The 17,586-nt window shown below is 62.7% G+C and carries 10 protein-coding genes; 5 read left to right on the top strand and 5 right to left on the bottom strand.

What is annotated here, in order from left to right:
• Positions 1 to 468 precede the first annotated feature (468 nt).
• The gene (locus Pan216_RS16140; RefSeq protein WP_145259343.1) at positions 469 to 3,456 is read left to right on the top strand and encodes a beta strand repeat-containing protein; all 2,988 of its coding nucleotides are present in this window, start codon (positions 469 to 471) and stop codon (positions 3,454 to 3,456) included.
• A 170-nt stretch (positions 3,457 to 3,626) separates the two neighbouring features.
• Here the strand turns inward: Pan216_RS16140 and Pan216_RS16135 are convergent, their stop codons facing one another.
• Entirely contained in the window at positions 3,627 to 5,342 is a 1,716-nt protein-coding gene (locus Pan216_RS16135) for an alanine/glycine:cation symporter family protein (protein WP_419192602.1), read from the bottom strand.
• A 260-nt stretch (positions 5,343 to 5,602) separates the two neighbouring features.
• On the opposite strand from Pan216_RS16135, the gene Pan216_RS16130 reads away from it, so the two are divergent.
• Positions 5,603 to 7,303 carry a hypothetical protein gene (locus Pan216_RS16130; RefSeq protein WP_419192601.1) on the top strand — a complete coding sequence of 567 codons (1,701 nt, stop codon included), beginning with the start codon at positions 5,603 to 5,605 and terminating at the stop codon, positions 7,301 to 7,303.
• Here Pan216_RS16130 and Pan216_RS16125 read toward each other — a convergent pair.
• A complete protein-coding gene (locus Pan216_RS16125; protein ID WP_145259337.1) occupies positions 7,300 to 8,760 on the bottom strand; it encodes an STN domain-containing protein in 1,461 nt (486 codons plus the stop codon). The two genes, Pan216_RS16130 and Pan216_RS16125, sit on opposite strands and share 4 nt — an antisense overlap.
• A gap of 240 nt (positions 8,761 to 9,000) precedes the next feature.
• Here Pan216_RS16125 and Pan216_RS16120 point away from each other — a divergent pair, with 240 nt between their 5' ends.
• Positions 9,001 to 9,483 carry a sll1863 family stress response protein gene (locus Pan216_RS16120; RefSeq protein ID WP_145259335.1) on the top strand — a complete coding sequence of 161 codons (483 nt, stop codon included), beginning with the start codon at positions 9,001 to 9,003 and terminating at the stop codon, positions 9,481 to 9,483.
• Positions 9,484 to 9,658: 175 nt separating this feature from the next.
• Positions 9,659 to 10,618, top strand: coding sequence for a phosphatase domain-containing putative toxin (locus Pan216_RS16115; protein ID WP_145259333.1), 960 nt, complete (start codon positions 9,659 to 9,661; stop codon positions 10,616 to 10,618).
• Between the two features lie 426 nt (positions 10,619 to 11,044).
• On the opposite strand, the gene Pan216_RS16110 is transcribed toward Pan216_RS16115, so the two are convergent.
• Complete coding sequence (locus Pan216_RS16110) at positions 11,045 to 12,370, bottom strand: hypothetical protein (RefSeq protein WP_145259331.1); 1,326 nt, start codon at positions 12,368 to 12,370, stop codon at positions 11,045 to 11,047.
• A gap of 335 nt (positions 12,371 to 12,705) precedes the next feature.
• Between Pan216_RS16110 and Pan216_RS16105 the strand changes: the two genes are divergently transcribed.
• Complete coding sequence (locus Pan216_RS16105) at positions 12,706 to 13,452, top strand: DUF429 domain-containing protein (RefSeq protein WP_145259329.1); 747 nt, start codon at positions 12,706 to 12,708, stop codon at positions 13,450 to 13,452.
• A 56-nt stretch (positions 13,453 to 13,508) separates the two neighbouring features.
• Here Pan216_RS16105 and nagB read toward each other — a convergent pair whose 3' ends face one another.
• Positions 13,509 to 14,321, bottom strand: coding sequence for a glucosamine-6-phosphate deaminase (gene nagB, locus Pan216_RS16100; protein WP_419192600.1), 813 nt, complete (start codon positions 14,319 to 14,321; stop codon positions 13,509 to 13,511).
• Positions 14,322 to 14,661: 340 nt separating this feature from the next.
• Complete coding sequence (gene uvrA, locus Pan216_RS16095) at positions 14,662 to 17,559, bottom strand: excinuclease ABC subunit UvrA (RefSeq protein ID WP_145259325.1); 2,898 nt, start codon at positions 17,557 to 17,559, stop codon at positions 14,662 to 14,664.
• Positions 17,560 to 17,586: the final 27 nt, after the last annotated feature.

Raw genomic sequence — 17,586 nt, 5'->3', positions numbered from 1 at the left:
ACGCCGTTGGCTCGGCGAGATCCCCCACCACCGGAGGGCGGAGTTTCACGCAACGAACTTGCCGACAGCGGATCTCGCGACCCGCTCCTGTCAACAGCGTGCTTGCGGGCCGTCGCTCGCCCATGGGTCGTTGAGCCCTTCACGCGTCCTTCTCGCACCCGCGGCAGACGTCGAAAACCCGCATATCCGAGCGCAACCGGAACGTTCCTCTTATTCTCAACGGCGAACCTACACTCCTGGCGCCATATCTCCGCTTCGACGGACCACTCCCCACCAAACTCGGTGTAAGATGGATCGGGGACGTCGTCGATGTGCCGTTGGGAATCCTAAGCAGTGCCCCTTCCTAGGCCATTCAGATGACTCGTCGCTGGACCATTCGAGACCTCTTCGGCGCCAGCGGACGACCATGACCCCCATCACGTTCGATTGACGTGCTGACCGTAGAGCCAACGGAGGGAGACCCAAGACATGCCGTTGCGTTGCGTTCCCAAGAAGACTGGAAGTCCTCGACGCCGACTGCGGCGATTCCTCGGCGAGAGCGCCAAACTCCGCCGCCTCGACGTGGCTCGATGCCCTCTCGGGTTTGAATCGCTCAGTGAGCGGATCACCCCGGCCACCTTCACCATTGCCAACTCCACGCAGTTGCAGATCACCCTCGACAGCTCCGAAGAGGTGACGCTGACCACGATTGGAAGTGGTGACTCGACCGACGGATCGGTGCTGACCCTCTCGAGCACCACGTTTTCCGGGACCGACGACAGCGGCACCGTGACGGGCGATGGAACCGACACGCTCAGTTTCGCCAACGACGGTTCGACAATCACGAGCGTCTCCATCACGGGCGGGGGAAGCAATACCTTCGACCTCTCGACGACCGTCGGCGACTTCGACGCGGCCCTAACAATCAACCTCACCTCGGGCACCGCGATCACCAACTCCGGCGACTTCGCCTTCGCGGAAACCAACACGCTGTCCGTTACCGCCGACGGGACGTCGGTCACCCAAAGCGGAAGCCTGTCGCTCAACGGGACGGCGTTTTTCAATCTCGGTTCGACCGGCGACCTGACCCTCGCCACCTCGCTCGACACCAACGGAAGCACGATCTCAATCACCAATGCCGACGATGTCACGATCATCGACACCGACTCGACGGGTTCGGGAACGACGGTCAGCGGCGTCCTCGTCAATGGCGACTTGAGCGTGACCAATGCCGGGTCGGCCGCGGGCGATCTCTCGGTGACGGTCAACGAAGTGGTCGGGACCCTCGACGCGAACATCAGCGACGCCGCCGGCGGCAACGTCAGCGTCAGCGTTCAAGAGGCCGGGTCGATCACCGCCGTCAATTCCTCCGACGGCAGCGGGGCGGGAATCACGGTCGCGACGACTTCCGGTGACTTGACGATCTCGGGGATCACCCAAACCGACTCGACCGGAACGGTGACGCTGACGTCCAATGCCAACATCTACCAGAGCGGAACGATCGACACCAACGGGGCGGGAGTCACCGCCACGTCGTCGACCGGGGTCGACATCGACCTGAGCAACGACTTCAACGATTTCGGCGGCGGGACCTTCACCTTGGGAGGCGATGTCGCCGACCTTCTCCTCACCACCGAAACGGCCCTCGTTCTCGATGGTGGCGGCAACACCATCAGCGGCGATCTCGCCCTCATCGCCGGCACGTCGATCACCGCGGACAGCTCCGGGTTCTCCGTCAGCGGCGCGGCCCTCGTGCGAGCAACCGACGACATCGCGTTGACCGACTCGTCGATCGACTTGACGACGCTGAACCTGCAACAGGCCGACTCGAGCTCGAGTGTCAGCGTGAGCGACGCCAGCGGCTTGACGGTTTGGGGCGATATCGCCGGAAGTCTCACGCTCGACGTGACCGACGACTTGATCCTCGGCTCCGGAGGCTCGTTTACCCTCGGTTCGGAGGGAGGGACGATCACCGGCTCGACCATCAGCGTCGTCAACACGACCGTCGATCTCGGTTCCGGTTCGACGACGCTCGACGTGACGATCTCGAGCACGCCGGTCGAAGTGACTTCCGAACTCGGAGCCGAAGCGGTTCTCACGGTCGACAGCGACGGAACCGTGACGATCGCCAACGGCATCGACCTCGACGCCGGGTCGGTACTCGGCGGGCTCGGAACGTTTGACGTCAGCAGCAGCGACACCGGCATCGTCGTGGGAAGTTCCGCCCTCGTGGCGCCCGTCACCGGGAGCACGGTGGGGACGTTGTCGATCACCGGCGATCTCTCGTTCGACTCCGATGGACTCTTCGGCGTCGAGTTGCAAGGTTCGTCGAGCTTCACGTCCGTCGACGCGTCGGGAACGGTCGACATCACCGACGCCGACCTCTTGATCGAGTTCGACACCTCCTCGTACATTCCGGGAGTCGGCGACAGCTTCACGATCCTGACGGCCGGTTCGGTGACGGGGCTCTTCGCCAACCTCGACTCGAGTGACCGCATCGTCGCCAACGGCGTCACCTTCCAGGTCGCCACCAACAGCTCCTCGACATCCGTGACCCTCACGGTGGTCGCGAACGCCGCCGATGTCGACGGCATCGGGCTCTACCGCCCCGACACCGCCGAGTTCATCTTCAACACCAGCGACCCGATCAACAGCTTCGACGCGAGTGAGTACTTCACGATCACCTTCGGGAACGCGGACGAGAACGGCTTTGTCGGTGACTTCACCGGCGACGGCAGCGTCAACATCGGGATTCGCCGCGGTGAGCAGTTCATCATCAACACGAGTCCCATCTTCAACTTTGACGCTTCCTCGTTCGTCACCGTGACCGTGGGGCTCTCGACGGACATTCCCCTCATCGGCGACTGGGACGGAGACGGCGACGACGACTTGGGGCTCTATCGCGCCGATCTCGCGACCTACGTCACCATCAACATGCCGACGATCACCACCGGCGAGACGGGCGACTTGACCGATTCGCTTGGAACGGTGCGAAACATCACCTTCGGCAATCCGCCGGACAGTGGCACGGATCCCTATACCGTCGCCGCGGTCGGCTACTTCGACGACGAGTTCACGGCCGATCAAATCGGCATCATGTCCGACGGCACGCTCGACATGGCCGACGTCGACATCGCCTCACTCTCGGCGGGGAACTCGTCGATCACGGCCTTTTTTCAGCCCGATCCGACCGTCTTCGGAACGACCGACGATCAACCCCTCAACGGCTACTGGATCAGCAACAGCACCGGCATCGACCAGCGGGGGATCTTCCGCGGCTCCTCGGCAACCTTCTCGCTGTCGACGTCCACTTCCAGCACGAGCAGCGTCGACCTTGTCTTCGGACTCGATGGGGACATCGGGATTCATGGTCGATGGATCTCGCTCAGTTCCTCGACGTCATCGGTCGAGTCGGCGACGCTGGCGACCAGTGAGGGATTGCTCGACGCCTTCTTCGCCGACGACGAAGAGCTGTAATCGCTCGTTCGGCAACACGACTCTCCTCCGGGTACCGGACTTCGGGTTCTCGGTTCCGGGTGCCATGCCCACGCCCCGTGGGCATGCGGAGAGGACAACGATATACGATAAGATCCTCACACCCCAGTGACCCAAGTGGCCCCTGGGACACACCCTTTCCAACCAAGTCTCTACACGATTCCCATGCGTCGACGATAGTCGTTGAGTTCCCGAACCGCTCGGTAACCGAGGATGAGAACGATCGGCATGTTCGACCAGAGCATCCACCCGGTGCCGATGTCGACGAGTGTTTCGAGTTGATCGGAGGTCGTCACGTAGGCCGCCGCCAAGACCGTCAGGAGGAGCGTCGCGACCTTGTAGGCGAACAACCCGCGCGAGCCGGTCAGGTAGGCGACCGCCTGCTCGCCGTAGTAGGTCCAGGTGATCATCGTCGACAGGGCGAAGAGCCACGAGACGATCGGCAGTAGCCACGTTCCCAGTCCGGGAAACTCTCGATCGAATGCTTCCGCGGTTTGCGGGGCGGCGAGTAGATCCCGGTAGACCATCGAGTCCTTCAGACGAACGCTCCTGGGAATCTCTTCCCACTCGGTCTCGTCGAGTTCCACGGGACTCCATCGCAGAATATTCGCGAACTCGCCCGACGGAGAGTTGGTCAAGCGCCCCTCGATCTTGACCAGGTTCGATCCGCTCTCCCGTCTCGTGGTGTCTTCAACTTCGGCGACGAGAAAGAAGCGATCGCCGACCGACCACGACTTCCCCTCCCGTTGTGGCAAGCTGCTAGGGCTCTTCGGTCCGCGGACAATCCAGGTCGGTCCCTGGATCTGGGGATCGCGCATCACCCGAACCTCGCCCTGGATCTCTCCGTACGGCTCCCTGTTCCAGGTATCGGTCACGATGATCACTAGGGCGGTCACGGTGCAGACGCAGATGGTATCGAGAAAGGGCCCCAGCCCGCCGAGGATGCCCTCCCGCGCCGGCTCGCGCGTCTTGGCCGCGGCGTGGGCGATCGGCGCCGATCCCTGGCCGGCCTCGTTCGAGTAGAGGGCCCGCCGCATGCCGACGGAGAATGCCCAACCCGCCGTGCCGCCAAGAAATGCTCCCTGCGCCTGCGTCCCGTTGAGGGCATCGTGAACGACCAGGGAGAGGGCCGAGGGCAACTCGGAGAGATGACGGAAGAGGATCGCGAACGCGGCGAGGAGGTAGAGGACGCACATCAGGGGGACCAGTTTGGCCGCGACCCGGCCGATCCGCTTGATCCCGCCGAGGACGACCAGCCCCAAGAGCGTCGCCAACACGAGTCCACTGAAGATTCGGGGGATGCGGAAGGACGAGTGCGACAGCGCCGCGACGTTCCACGCTTGGAACATGATGCCGCCGGTGAGGGCCGAGACCAGGAGCGTTAGGCAGAAGAATCCCCCGATCAGACGGGCGAATACCCGGCCCGATTCACCCCGTTTGCCTAGCGTTTGATCGACGACCCACATCGCCCCTCCGTGGGGATTCTCGGGGTCGGAGGTGTTGCGGTACATCATCGCGAGCGTGATCTCGATGGTCTTCAGCGCCATCCCGAGAGCGGCCGTGACCCACATCCAGAGAAGGGCGCCTGGGCCACCAACGCCGATCGCCAGCGCGACGCCGCCGATGTTTCCCAGTCCCACCGTGCCGGAGAGGGCGGCCGAGAGTGCTTGGAAGTGGCTGATGGCGCCCGGCGCGTCGGGGGAGTCGTATTTGCCTTTCAGGACTGGGATCGCGTGGGTCAGACTGGTGATCTGGGTGAATCGAGTCCAAAGCGTGAAGAGGATGCCCGACCCGAGGAGAAAGAGGAACGTCCAAGGGCCCCAGAGCAGATCGTTGGTCGCGCTCATCCAGTCAAAGATGGTATCCACGGGGCTGTTCTTCCTCGGGCTGCGGCTCGTGACGAACGAAACTTTAGGAATTTCGGCAAAAGCGACCTTGTTCGTCGCTAGATCGCACGGTATAGCCTCGCGACGATTCACGCAACTACCGCATCGCTGTCCGGCTCCAGACGTCTCCTTTCTTTGGACGACTCGAGCCATTGCTCTCCAACGTCCTTCCTTCGGAGCGTGTCGACGTATCGGCACGAAGGAGGCCTAGGGAGAGTATGGGCGCGAAGAGGGGATTTAGGATGAGTCCTTGTATTCGTGGGCTTGGCATTTTGGCCGTCGTGGTCGCGGGGAGCGTCTCCACGGCTCGTGCTCAGTGGGCACCTCAGTGGGAACCGGTCCATGGGGCCGCGACGCCTTCAACCGTCCAGCATGTTCCCTCGATGACGATGACCCACTCCACGTCGAGCCAGGTCGTTCAGAAGCACTCCGGCGAAGCGGCATGGCCTTACTATTCCGACTCGCCCCTCTATTCGACGCAGCAGGTGCCGGTCCGCGCCCATGCTCCGCAGATCGTGACGTCAACGCCCGCGGCGCCGGTCTATCCCGTGGTGACTCAGCAAGCACCGGCGATCACTCATCAGCAGGTGATCCAGCAGCAACACCAGCCGTTCGTGCGGCCAACGACTCCGGCACGCAACCCCGCGGCGCCGATCGTGACCCAGCAAGCGTCGGCGACGACTTTCGAGCGCGCGGTGCAAACCCAGCCGCAACGGCTCGTTCAGCCGACACCACCGTCGGCGCATCGACAAGCTGTCGCGACGGTGACGCCTCCTCCCAACATCGAGCAGGTTCAGCCGAAGAGCCCGTTCCCCGAGCCGAAGCCGGCCACCCCACCCAGGGCGCCGCAGGACATGCAGACCCAGTTGGCGAGCTTCAATCAGGGAAGTGCCCCGATCGCGACCAACCAGTTCTGGCGCGACTACCCGATCACGCAGTACACCGCCAAGTTTCCTTCCGGGGTCGCCCCCGAGGAGGGAGTTCGTCGCTGGATTCTGACCGAGACGGGGGAGGAGTCTTGGTACGGCGCCAGCCCGACCTCGCTGTCGGTGACGCCCGAACGCGTGCGCGTCTTCCACGACGACAAGGTCCAGCAGAAGGTCAACGACCTACTCGGACGCTTCCTGCACTACGAACCGGGGCAGTTTCAGTGCAAGGTTCGCATCTGGAACGTGACCGAGATGAAGTGGCGCGAGCAGGGACGCGAGTCGTGGCGCATGGTCAACAATGGTGCCGATGGGCGTCAAGCGTGGTACTTGACCGACGCGGAGTCGCGCGAACTGATCGAGTCGCTGGCGGGGCATAACTTGCTCGGCAAGCCGAACGCGACGCTCCTCGCGGAGCCCAACTTCCTGGTTGCCAACGGCCAGACCGCGGACGTCAACTGGACGCGGGAGGACACTTACGTTCGCGACGTGTCGCTCCAGACCGATCCGACCGCCGACGTCGGCTACGAGAACCAACTCGCTCCCGCCAATGACGACATCGAGTTGGCCATCAGTCCCTTGATCGCGCCCGATGCGGCGTCGATCGATCTCGACGTCGACCTAAAGGTTCACCGATTGGTGGAAAAGCACAAGTTCCGGCTCGGCCTCCCGGGGCACCCGCGAGCGGAAGTGCCCGAGACCGCCTCGGCGGGAGTCAAGGAACGGCTGCGGCTGGAGCCTGGCCAGAACCTGCTGCTTAGCGTCGGAGCGGTGCCGAGTTTCACCAAGCCGAGCCTGGGACGACGCTTGAACCTGTTCGCGAAGAATCAGCCGAACGCCGAGGTGATCGTCCTGATCTCGATCGTTCCCGCGGGGCCGCACAGCGTCGACGGTCATCGGATCATCAGCGCCAAGCCGAAACCGATTGCGACCAACCCGACGGTGACCAAGTCGGTCACGAAGAAGAAGAAACGGGCCGTGTTTCATCCGCAGGGACTGACGCCACCGGTCTTCTAGTCGTCGCCGTGGCCACGAGCGGAGCGGAGGTCGTCGAAGAGTCTTTCGACCTTCTCGTGGACGCGTCGCGTTTGCCGGACGACCAGACTCTTCGTTTGGTGGTGGTAGGCGATCGTTCCCTTGCCGCCGTTGCTCTGTGTCGAAGACGGTCCATGGAGACCGTCGCCACCTCCGAGTCCACCTCCAGCACTCGCCATTCTCAACGGAACGTTTCTCCAAGAGTCGGGGGAGACCGTCGACTCCACGATGACCATGAACAGACTCCCCTCGTTGTTGCCGGGAACTGGTTCGCCCACCAAGTCCGCCACGGGATAGACCCGCGTCTCGAGCATGTCGTCCGTTTCCGCGTCAGTGATGACTAAGACGTTGTTGCGGATGACGTGCGTGAGCCCCAATGGTTCGAGCATCAAATCGAGCGCGTCTCCGAGGGGGATGCCTTGGACGCTTAGCGTCACCAGCGCATCGGCGTCGGTATCCGCGTACTCAAGTCCCTCCTTGTCGAGGACGATATTGATGTTCACCGAATCCCTGAGGAACTCCATGGCATCGCTGAGCGTTGTCTCCTCAAACTCGATGTCGACCGCCCCGAGGTAGGCTTGTTCGATCTTCTTTCGCAGGGAGATCTCCTCCTTCGCGTCCTTGTGGGTTGCGTTTCGCATTTCGGTGAGTCGATTCTTCGCTGACCGCTCGTCGTCACGGTGGGATGCCGCTCGTTCACGAGTTGCGTTCCCGCCAAGACGCTTGAGTTCCGGAAGACGGGCATCGCGGTGCTCGTGGTCATGCTCCGTGTTTCGCGAGACGCGTAGCTCGTGCAAGAGCCGATCGAGCTTGCGGTGGATGATCGGCGTCTGGCTCACGACGAAAGACTGCGTCGGTTCGTGCAACGCAATCGTTCCGAGCCCGCCCTCTTTTTTCCACGTATCCCAGCGAACCGTCGATTGGAGCAGTTCCATCAATTCTTCGGAGACATCGACGGTCTCTCCTTCTCGCTCGACGCGAACAAGATCCACAACGGGATAGACGCGCGTTTCCAGGAGCCCGCCCGTTTCATGCGCATCGGTGATGACCAGGACATCGTCGCGGACCAGGTAAGTCAAAACCAACGGCTCGAGCATCAACTCAAGCACTTGGCGAAGCGGGACATTGGAGAGTTCCAAGGAGACCGGAACATCCGGATCGAGCCCGAGGAGGTCGAGTCCATTCTGGTCGAGGACGATGTTGATCTTCGCCGTCTTCGCGAGGTGCTTGACGACGTCGCGAAGGGTCGTGTCGTCAAACGCGATCGACATCCTCTTGCCCAACTGCGATTCGATCGGCAGTGGTTTCTGGCCGTGCGTGTGATGAATGGATTGACGTGGCGCCGAGCGATGTTCGGAAGACTCGGCGTTCGTTCCCTCTCTCGTCACATCGGCACCGAGAAGGGAGGAGATCAGGGCGACGCACAGAAATGACGTCATGACATGTACCTCGACAAGAAGTGATTGCGAACGAGATGCTCCCCATCAAAGAGTGTAGGCCCGCATCGTCGCTCGACGCAAGGGAAAGCGCGAACGCCAAGATCGCCGGCCGCTCGGCGAATGGGACGACGAACCGCGATTCATGGTCGCTCTGACTGCTTGTCTTCACCGGCGGGCTTTCTATCTTGTCGGCGACTACGGACCGCTAGGGGTTGCATCACACAAGGGGAGGATCACGCGATGACATCTTCGTCGCTCAAGGGAATCTTGGCGTTTGGCTTGGTTGGTTGCCTGTTGGTCGGGTGCGCGGAGCAGGGCGCACCGACCGCGGAGCCGAAGGAGACGGCCGACCCGACGGACACGACCGCCACCGACGTCAAGGAACAGGTCAACAAGACGATGCAGACGGCCGTCGACTACATGAAGGCCAAGAAGGAAGATTACGTCAGCTACGTCAACGAGCAACTTCCCAAGTGGAACGCCAAGCTTGAGGATCTCAAGAAGCAGGCTGCCGAAGCGACCGGCGACGCCAAGAAGGAACTCGACAAGCAGATCGCCAGCCTTCAACAGCAGATCCAGGACTTCAAGGAGAACCAGCTTCCGAAGCTGAAGGATGCCGCTTCCGACGCGTGGCGTGACGTGGCCAGTGGAGTTCACAACGCCACTCAGCAGATCGACCAGGCTTTCCATCAGATGAGTGACACCTCTGAGACGAAGAACTAGAGCGGTCTGGCCGACGCCAACCTTTCTTCGACCCGAGCGTCGAACTCTGTTATCGTGTCGTCACTGCCGACTCGTCGGGAGTCGGCGGTGCTCCCGCAAGGTACTGGTGTCATCGCGGGGCGACTTCACGATAGGTTGCCGACGACGTTGAATTTCATCATCCCACCAATCACCAATGCGCCGGCTCACTTGGAATTGGCAGGTCCCCGCGGTGATGTTGGCGTGTCTCTTGGCATGTCACCGATCCCATGCTCCCGGTGCCGACTCTTCCACGGAGACCCAGGCGGAAGGAGAGAGTTCCCTCCCCATCACCGCGCTGCAACGAGATGGGCTCCACAACCTTCTCCAACTGAACGACCGTCTCTACAGTGGCGGGCAACCCGAGGGAAACGAGGGCTTCGCGAGCCTCGCCGATCTTGGCATCAAGACGGTCGTGAGTGTCGATGGCGCCAAGCCCGACCTCGAACTGGCTCGCCGCCACGGCTTGCGCTACGTTCACATTCCGGTCGGCTACGACACGGTGTCGTCCCATGCCTCCAAGTCGCTGACGCGACTGATGAGGGACGTCGATGGATCCATCTACATTCACTGTCATCATGGGAAGCATCGGGGGCCGACGGCGGCGGCGCTCGCGTGTCTGGCCAGCGGGGAAGCGAGCCGAACCGAGGCCGTGGCGATTCTCAAACGCGCGGGAACGAGTCCGAAGTATCCGGGGTTGTGGAAAGCGGTGAACGAGTTCGTGCGGCCGGCGCCCGAATCGATCTTGCCCGACTTGGTCAGCGTCGCGGCCGTCAACTCCTTCACGCAGTCGATGGCCAACATCGACCGAGCGTACGATGATCTGAGCCTGTGCCACGACACTGGCTGGAAGCCTCCGGACAGCGACCCCGACCTTTCGCCGACGGCCCAAGCGGTGTTGCTTGCCGAAGCGTTCCGCGAATCGGCTCGTCGGGGGGAGGAAGAGAGACTCCCCTCCGAGGTGATCGAGGGGCTGAGAGTCGCCGAGAGAATGGCCCTCTCTTTAGAAGAGGCGCTCCATGCCGGAAACCTCAAGGACGCCAACGCCCACTTCAATGACATCAAGCAGTCGTGCTCTCGCTGTCACGCCCAACACCGGGATGGTGTTCCAGACTAGGCTCCGTCTCAAAAGTCGGCTCTGGCTTCGGCTGGCTACGTTGCCGCGGGACTTTGTCGGTCTGCATCGACGAATCCAACGGATTCGCCTGTTTCGACCTCCTCGTCCCCCACCAACTCGCTGTGCCTCGGGCCGACGATCAACTTTTGAGACGAAGCCTAGTGCTCCGTCTCGAAACTCGGCTCTGGCTTCGACTCGCTGCATCGGCACGGGACTTTGTCGGGTTGCATCGATTGGCTGAGCCTCGGGCCGACGATCAACTTTTGAAACGAAGCCTAGTGTCCTGAATGCTTCGTTCATTGCCCAAAAGCCTCTTGGGTGCCATGCCCATGCTCGCCGTGGACATGCGGGAGACGCGGACGATTGAGCACACTCCCGCACGAGCGCGGAACGAGTGTTTGTGAAACGGATTTACCGGTGGAGACACTAAAGTGGTGTGGGGGCGATGCAGAGCCCTTCGTTCCAACTGACGAGGTGCCATTCCCCCGCGGTGGTCTCCCCGTCGCCCTTGAGTACGGGCACGCACGAGGGAATCGACAGGCGACGAAATCCCGCTTGGACGACCAGGCCGGTATTCGCCTCGCCGATCACGTTGGGGTTCGAGTTGGGAACATCTAGCCGAGCCATCACCCGCGCCGTTCCTTGGGGAAGGTTGAGGGCGACCTCGGCCGTTTCGAGGGTTCGACCGTAGACCTGCGTATGACTCGGAGTGATGCCGAGGAACTCGAGAATCCTCTCCTTGCCGCGGATCCACGAATGGGCGCCGGGCCCGACGAGGGTCACGTCGTCATCGTCGGCCCAGATTGACGCGATGACGGCGTCGCGTTGATGTTCCAACGCGGCGAGATAGCGTCGAAAAACCGACTGCACGACCGCGATGCTCTTCTTCTCGAGCTCGACGTAGCGCCTCAGCGCGTCGAGGACATCATCGATGAGCCGTTCGGTCGGCTGGCTGACGACCGACTTGAGTTCCTCAAGCCTAGCGACGATCGCTTTATCGATCTGCCACGGGTATTGCGTCAGCAAGAGCAGCGCCGGCATCATCCTCCCTTCCTTCGCCGCGTCCGCGAACCAGTCGATCGGCGGAAAGAGGGAGAAGTACATCCCGACGCTCATCATCGTCGTGATGAACTGTTGATCGTTGACGGTGTGGCGAAGGTCCGCCGCGGCGGTCTCGTCGGGAAGCTTGTGACGAAGCTCGTCGTAGCGGCGAACGTTCTCGTAGGTCGCGATCGTCGTTCCCTTGCGGTAGAAGACGCCGCTGTGGTCGATTCGCCCCTGGACGCCGTCGGGGAGTAGCGCTTCCGGGCGGTGGACCAGTTGCGTTGGCGCGGCGGTCTCCGTGTCCTGGGGAAACGCAGGCTGGGGCGGCGTCTCGCACAGCGCGTCGATCGCGGGTAGGAGGTAACGTGGCGAGACCCGATCACGCAGAACACCGAGATGCCCGCGGATCTCGTGATCGATGAGGTCACGGTGTTGGTCGAGGTAGAGCAGGGCGATCAAGTGGCGACCTTGATGTGTCGTGTCGAGCCACTCGGGGATCGAGAAGAACCCGATGATGCCCAAGGCGTCGAGCGTCGGAATCAGTTCGCGTTCAATCTCGATGATCGCGGCGACGTCGGCGTCGAAGTCGGGATTGTTCGCGGTCGCCAATTGGTCGAAGTAGTAGGCGTTGACCATCGCCGAGGCGTAGGAGCCCTTGCGAGTAAAGAGACCATCCGGCTGGAATTCGCCCTCCGTGTCGTCGCTCATCCAGCGGATCGTCATCGAAACCCGTCTCCCCAGCCAGGTTACGAAGCTGTCCTATCCAGTTGCGGTCGCGATGTCCAACGGCGAGGCCACGAACGACTTCTTTCGCGTCGGAACCGCGGGCCCGTCCGTCAACCCGCCACGAAGGAGAAGGACTCGCGAGGTGGTTGGTAGGTCGCTTCAGCAAGAACGCTCGCGTCGTGTAGCGGCCCGCATTTCGCACGCGGCGCCATAGGCGGAGCGTCGGTATCCAGGGTAGCTATCATAGCCGTGAGACGCGGCGCGAAGGCAAGCAAGAAATCGGCGTCTCGGGGAAAGGATCGAGGAGAACTTCCTTCGTGTGTCTTTCAAAGGAACGAAACGCGAAGATCGACCTGGGTGCCATGGTGGCGGGCGTCGATGGCTGTCGCTCGGGGTGGTTTTGCGTGACGAGAGAGCCGGGCAGCTTGGAGATCGGTTCGCGGCTCTTTCCCGACGCGGCGTCACTGCTACGACAGTTGCCGCTTCCGACGGTGATCGGGATCGACATGCCGATCGGACTGACGGAGGCCGGACGACGTGCCTGTGACGTCGACGCCCGCAAGGTCCTCGGCTGGCCGCGTTCGAGTAGCGTCTTCTCGGCTCCCATCCGCCCCGCGCTTCGGGCGACCTCGCATGCCGAAGCGACCCGGATCACGCGCCGGCGCGACGGTCGTGGCGTCGCGGCGCAAGCTTGGGGGATCTATCGCAAGGTCCGCGAACTCGACATGGCGCTGACCAGGGATGCGTCGATTTGCGCCCGCGTCTTCGAAGTCCATCCGGAACTGAGTTTCCACGAACTCAACGGCGGCCAGTCCATTGTTGCCGGTAAACGGACGCCGGAGGGACATCGCGCACGCCGGCGACTCCTCGGTCGTCAGTTTGGGAGGGGAGTATTCTCGTCCATTCGGAAGAGCTATGCGGTGAACGACGTGGCCGACGACGACATCCTTGACGCTTTCGCGGTCCTCTGGAGTGCCGAGCGCATTGCCCGTGGGATCGCGAACGTCTTGCCCGTTCCCCCGCCGGGCGATCGGAAGGGAATTCCGATGGGGATTTGGTACTGAGGGGGGGAACGATTGCTGGAGAATGGCGATGGAACCGTTGGAGTGGCTTTGACGATCTAGCCGCTCATGCGCGACAGCCCGCTCGCGGCCGCTTCGTCGAGGACGAACGCGACTGACTCGTGACGTTGCAACAAACTCGCGGGGCAGTCGGAGGAAGGGGGCTCTTCGAGGGCCTTTCGCACCGCCTCGGCTTTGTGCTCCCCGAACGCGAGCAGCACGATACGCTCCGCCTGGAACATCGTCTGAAGGCCCATCGTGATCGCGTGGGTCGGGACGTTGTCGAGACCACCAAAGGCTTTCGCGGCGTCGTGGCGCGTCTCCGCGCTCAACTCGACCCGTCGGGTGCGGCTGTCGGGAGCCGATCCGGGTTCGTTGAAGCCGATGTGCCCCGTCCGGCCAATACCGAGAAGCATCAGGTCGAACCCGCCGGCCTCGGCGATCGCCGCTTCGTACTCCTCGGCATGGCGGTCCACTTCCGCGATGGGCGTGGTTCCATCGGGGATATGGAGGTTGTTCTCTTTCACGTCAACGTGATTGAAGAACTGATCCCGCATGAACTGCTGGAAGGAGTTGGGATCGTCATTGGGGATGGGGAGGTACTCGTCGAGATTGAACGTGATCGCGTGGTTGAAGCTAAGTCCCTCGTCGCGGTGCATGCGGACGAGTTCGCGATAGACGCCGACCGGCGTCGATCCCGTCGGTAGGCCCAGGACGCACGGCGTTCCCTCTTGCCGACGAGCCTCGACGAGGCCGGCCGCGTTGCGGGCGACATCCTTGACCGCTTCCTCGGAACTCTTGTAGACGCGGGCGGGAATCGCGACCCCTTCGAGGGCGGGGCGATCAACGTTGACGAAGGTGACTTTGGCCATGGGACTGCGCGGCGCTCCAGAATGTTCGGTAGGTCTCCGGGATTCTATACGGACCGACGGAGCCGGTGTCTGGCGGCGACCCGAGGCAGAGCCCGCCACGAGGGAACCTCTCATTCCCCTCTCCCTGTCGGAGAGTCAGCCTCTTGTTCCCCTCTCCCTGTGGGAGAGTTAGCCTCTTGTTCCCCTCTCCCTGTGGGAGAGGGGTTAGGGGTGAGGGGGCTATTCTTCGACGAATCGCCTTGTCATTCAGGGCGTCTTGTCCCCTCACCCGTCTCGCTTCGCTCGCCGACCTCTCCCCGTGGGAGAGGTGATAAGAGAAAACCCCATCGACGCGGATGGGCTACGCGAACTCGCCACGGAGCGCGGCTCCCGTGATGCTTTCCGTCGATTGGGCAACGATGTCGGGAGGGCCTTGGGCGACGATGCGGCCGCCGTGCGAACCACCTTCGGGGCCAAGGTCGAGGATCCAGTCGGAAGCGCGGATCAGGTCGAGATCGTGTTCGATCAGGACGACACTGTGGCCGCGATCGACCAGCCCTCGCAACACTGCGTACAAGCGAGCGACGTCGTGGAAGTGCAGGCCGGTGGTCGGCTCGTCGAGCATGTAGAGCGTCGTGGCCTCGCGTTCGCGACCCAGGTCACGGGCGAGCTTGAGTCGTTGCGACTCGCCGCCGGAGAGAGTCGTTCCCCATTGGCCGAGCTTGAGGTATCCCAGGCCGACGTCGACGAGCGTCTTCAGAATCGGGGCGACGCGGGGGTGATCGACGAAGAACTCGGCCGCCGCTTCGATCGACAGCTCCAGGACATCGGCGATCGAACATCCGCGATAGCGGACCTGGAGCGTCGCGCGGTTATAGCGCTGACCGCGACAGGCGGGGCAGGGATGAAACTCGTCGCCGAGCGAGGGAATCGAGACCCTAAGGGCTCCCATTCCCTTGCACTCGGGGCACTGGCCCGACTTGTGGTTGTAGCTGAAACGCGTGGCGGGGAACCCGCGCAGTTTCGCTTGCCGGGAGCGAGCGAAGAGGGCCCGGATCTCGTCGAAAACCCCGACGTGGGTCGCGGGCGTCGAGCGGGGCGTCCGGCCGATGGGACGTTGGTCGACCACCACCAGTCGACCAATTTGGTCGACCCCTTCGAGAACGTCAAACGCTCCAGGGGGAGGACCACCCAAGTCGAGGGCACGACGGATCGCGGGAGCGAGGCAATCGACCACGAGCGAGCTCTTGCCGGAACCGCTGACTCCGGTGATCGCGACGAGTCGCTGGAGTGGAATCGCCGCCGTCACGTCGTCGAGGTTGTGATGGCGAACGCCGCGAATCGTTAGCCAAGACGTCGGATCCTCGCTGGGCGTTCGCGGTTCCGAAACGACTTGGCGACGCCCGCTCAGATAGTCCGCGGTCAGCCCCTCCTCGTCGAGAAACGCTTCCAGCGGCGCCGACCGGAGGATCGTACCTCCTTCGCTGCCCGCGCCCGGGCCAATCTCGACCACCACGTCGGCTCGTCGAATCGTGTTGGCGTCGTGCTCGACCACGAGGACGGTGCTCTCCCCGTGACGCAAATCCTCCATGACGCCGAGAAGCCGCGAAGTGTCACGCGCATGAAGTCCGGCCGTTGGCTCATCGACGATGTAGCACGCTCCGTTGAGGCCGGCGCCGAGACAGCTCGCCAGACGAATGCGTTGCGATTCACCACCCGAGAGCGTGGCCACTGGACGATCGAGCGCGATGTAACCAACGCCGACCCGTTTGAGGAAGCCGAGTCGACTGTCGAGATCGCGAAGGATCGGGCCGGCGATCGCTCGCTTCTCGGGTTTGAGGTCCATGGAGGCGAGGACGCCGCGAATCTCTTCAACCGATTGTCCCAAGAGCGTCGTGATCGCGACGCCGCCGATCGTCACGCTACGTCCGATGGGCCCGAGTCGGGTTCCGTCGCAGTCGGGGCAGGGGAGCGTTCGCCGAAAGGCCGCGAAGGGATCATCGTCGTCCTCGTCCTGCTTGAGGTCGGCTTGTTGCAGGAGCTTTCGGAGCCCTGGATACTTGTCGCTGCCGTTCCAAAGCTCGTGACGGACTTCTTCGGGCATCTCGGCGACGGGACGTTCGAGCCAACTCGGGCCGTTTGCCCAGGTCTTCAGGGACTTGAGGAGTGCCGCGGTCGCCTTGCCGCCCTTCGTGCGAAAGGGAACGACCGCTCCGCCCGTGAGGGAGCGGGTCGGATCGGGGATGACCGCCTCTTCCACGAAGTCAAGCCGGGTGCCGAGTCCCTGACAGGTGGGGCAGGCGCCGTGCGGGCTGTTGAAGCTGAACGTGCGAGGCTCGATCTCCGCGTAGCTGACTTCGCATGCACCGCATGAATATCGCGAATTGAAGAGGTGGTCGACCCATTCGCCTTCGCGATCGACCGCGATAATGACGGTTCCGCCCCCGTGCTTGAGCGCCGTTTGGAGCGACTCGGTCATGCGTTCGCGCATCTCGGGGCGGACGATTTGTCGATCGACCACCATCTCGAGGTCGTGAGGCTTGGTGGGATCGAGTTCGATCGGCCCATCGACCATGCTGATGCTGCCGTTGAGACGGGCTCGGACGAACCCTTCGCGACGAATCTTGAGGAACTCCTCACGATGACTGCCCTTGCGACCGCGAACGAGGGGGGCCAAGACGTGCAGGCGTTCGCCATCGGGGAGTGCCTCGATGCGGTCAAGCATCTCGTCGATGCTGAGGGCCTGCATGGGGGTTCCGCAGCGGTGGCAGAAGACGTCACCGACCCGGGCGTAGAGAAGTCGCAAGTAGTGGTGAATGTCCGTGAGGGTCGCGACGGTGCTGCGCGGATTGTTGCTCGACGAGGCGGTTTGGGAAACGCTGATACTCGGAGGCAGACCACGGATGTCATCGACGTCGGGACGTTCGAGGCGGCGTAGGACATGCCGGGAGAATGGGGCGAGGCATTCGATGTAGCGGCGCTGACTTTCGGCGAAAATTGTATCGAATGCGAGGGAACTTTTGCCGGATCCGCTGACTCCGGTAATGACGGTGAGTTTGCCGTGTGGGAGATCCAAGTCAACATTGCGCAGGTTGTGGGTTCTGGCGCCCCGGATCGAGATGGAACGAGTGTACTCTTGCACCAGCATTCCCTTGACTTCGGCCTGCCGTCGGGAAGACTTGCTCGGAGCCTGACGGCCGACCTTGGACAGGCTCCACGCACGGCGACGCTTCGAGGAACTTCCCAAGCCACTCGTCATTCGCCGTTCGGTTCGTCTTGTTTTATG

Origin of the sequence: Kolteria novifilia (assembly GCA_007748055.1) — a bacterium.
Classification (GTDB): domain Bacteria; phylum Planctomycetota; class Planctomycetia; order Kolteriales; family Kolteriaceae; genus Kolteria; species Kolteria novifilia.
This window is presented reverse-complemented; position numbering and strand designations above follow the sequence as displayed.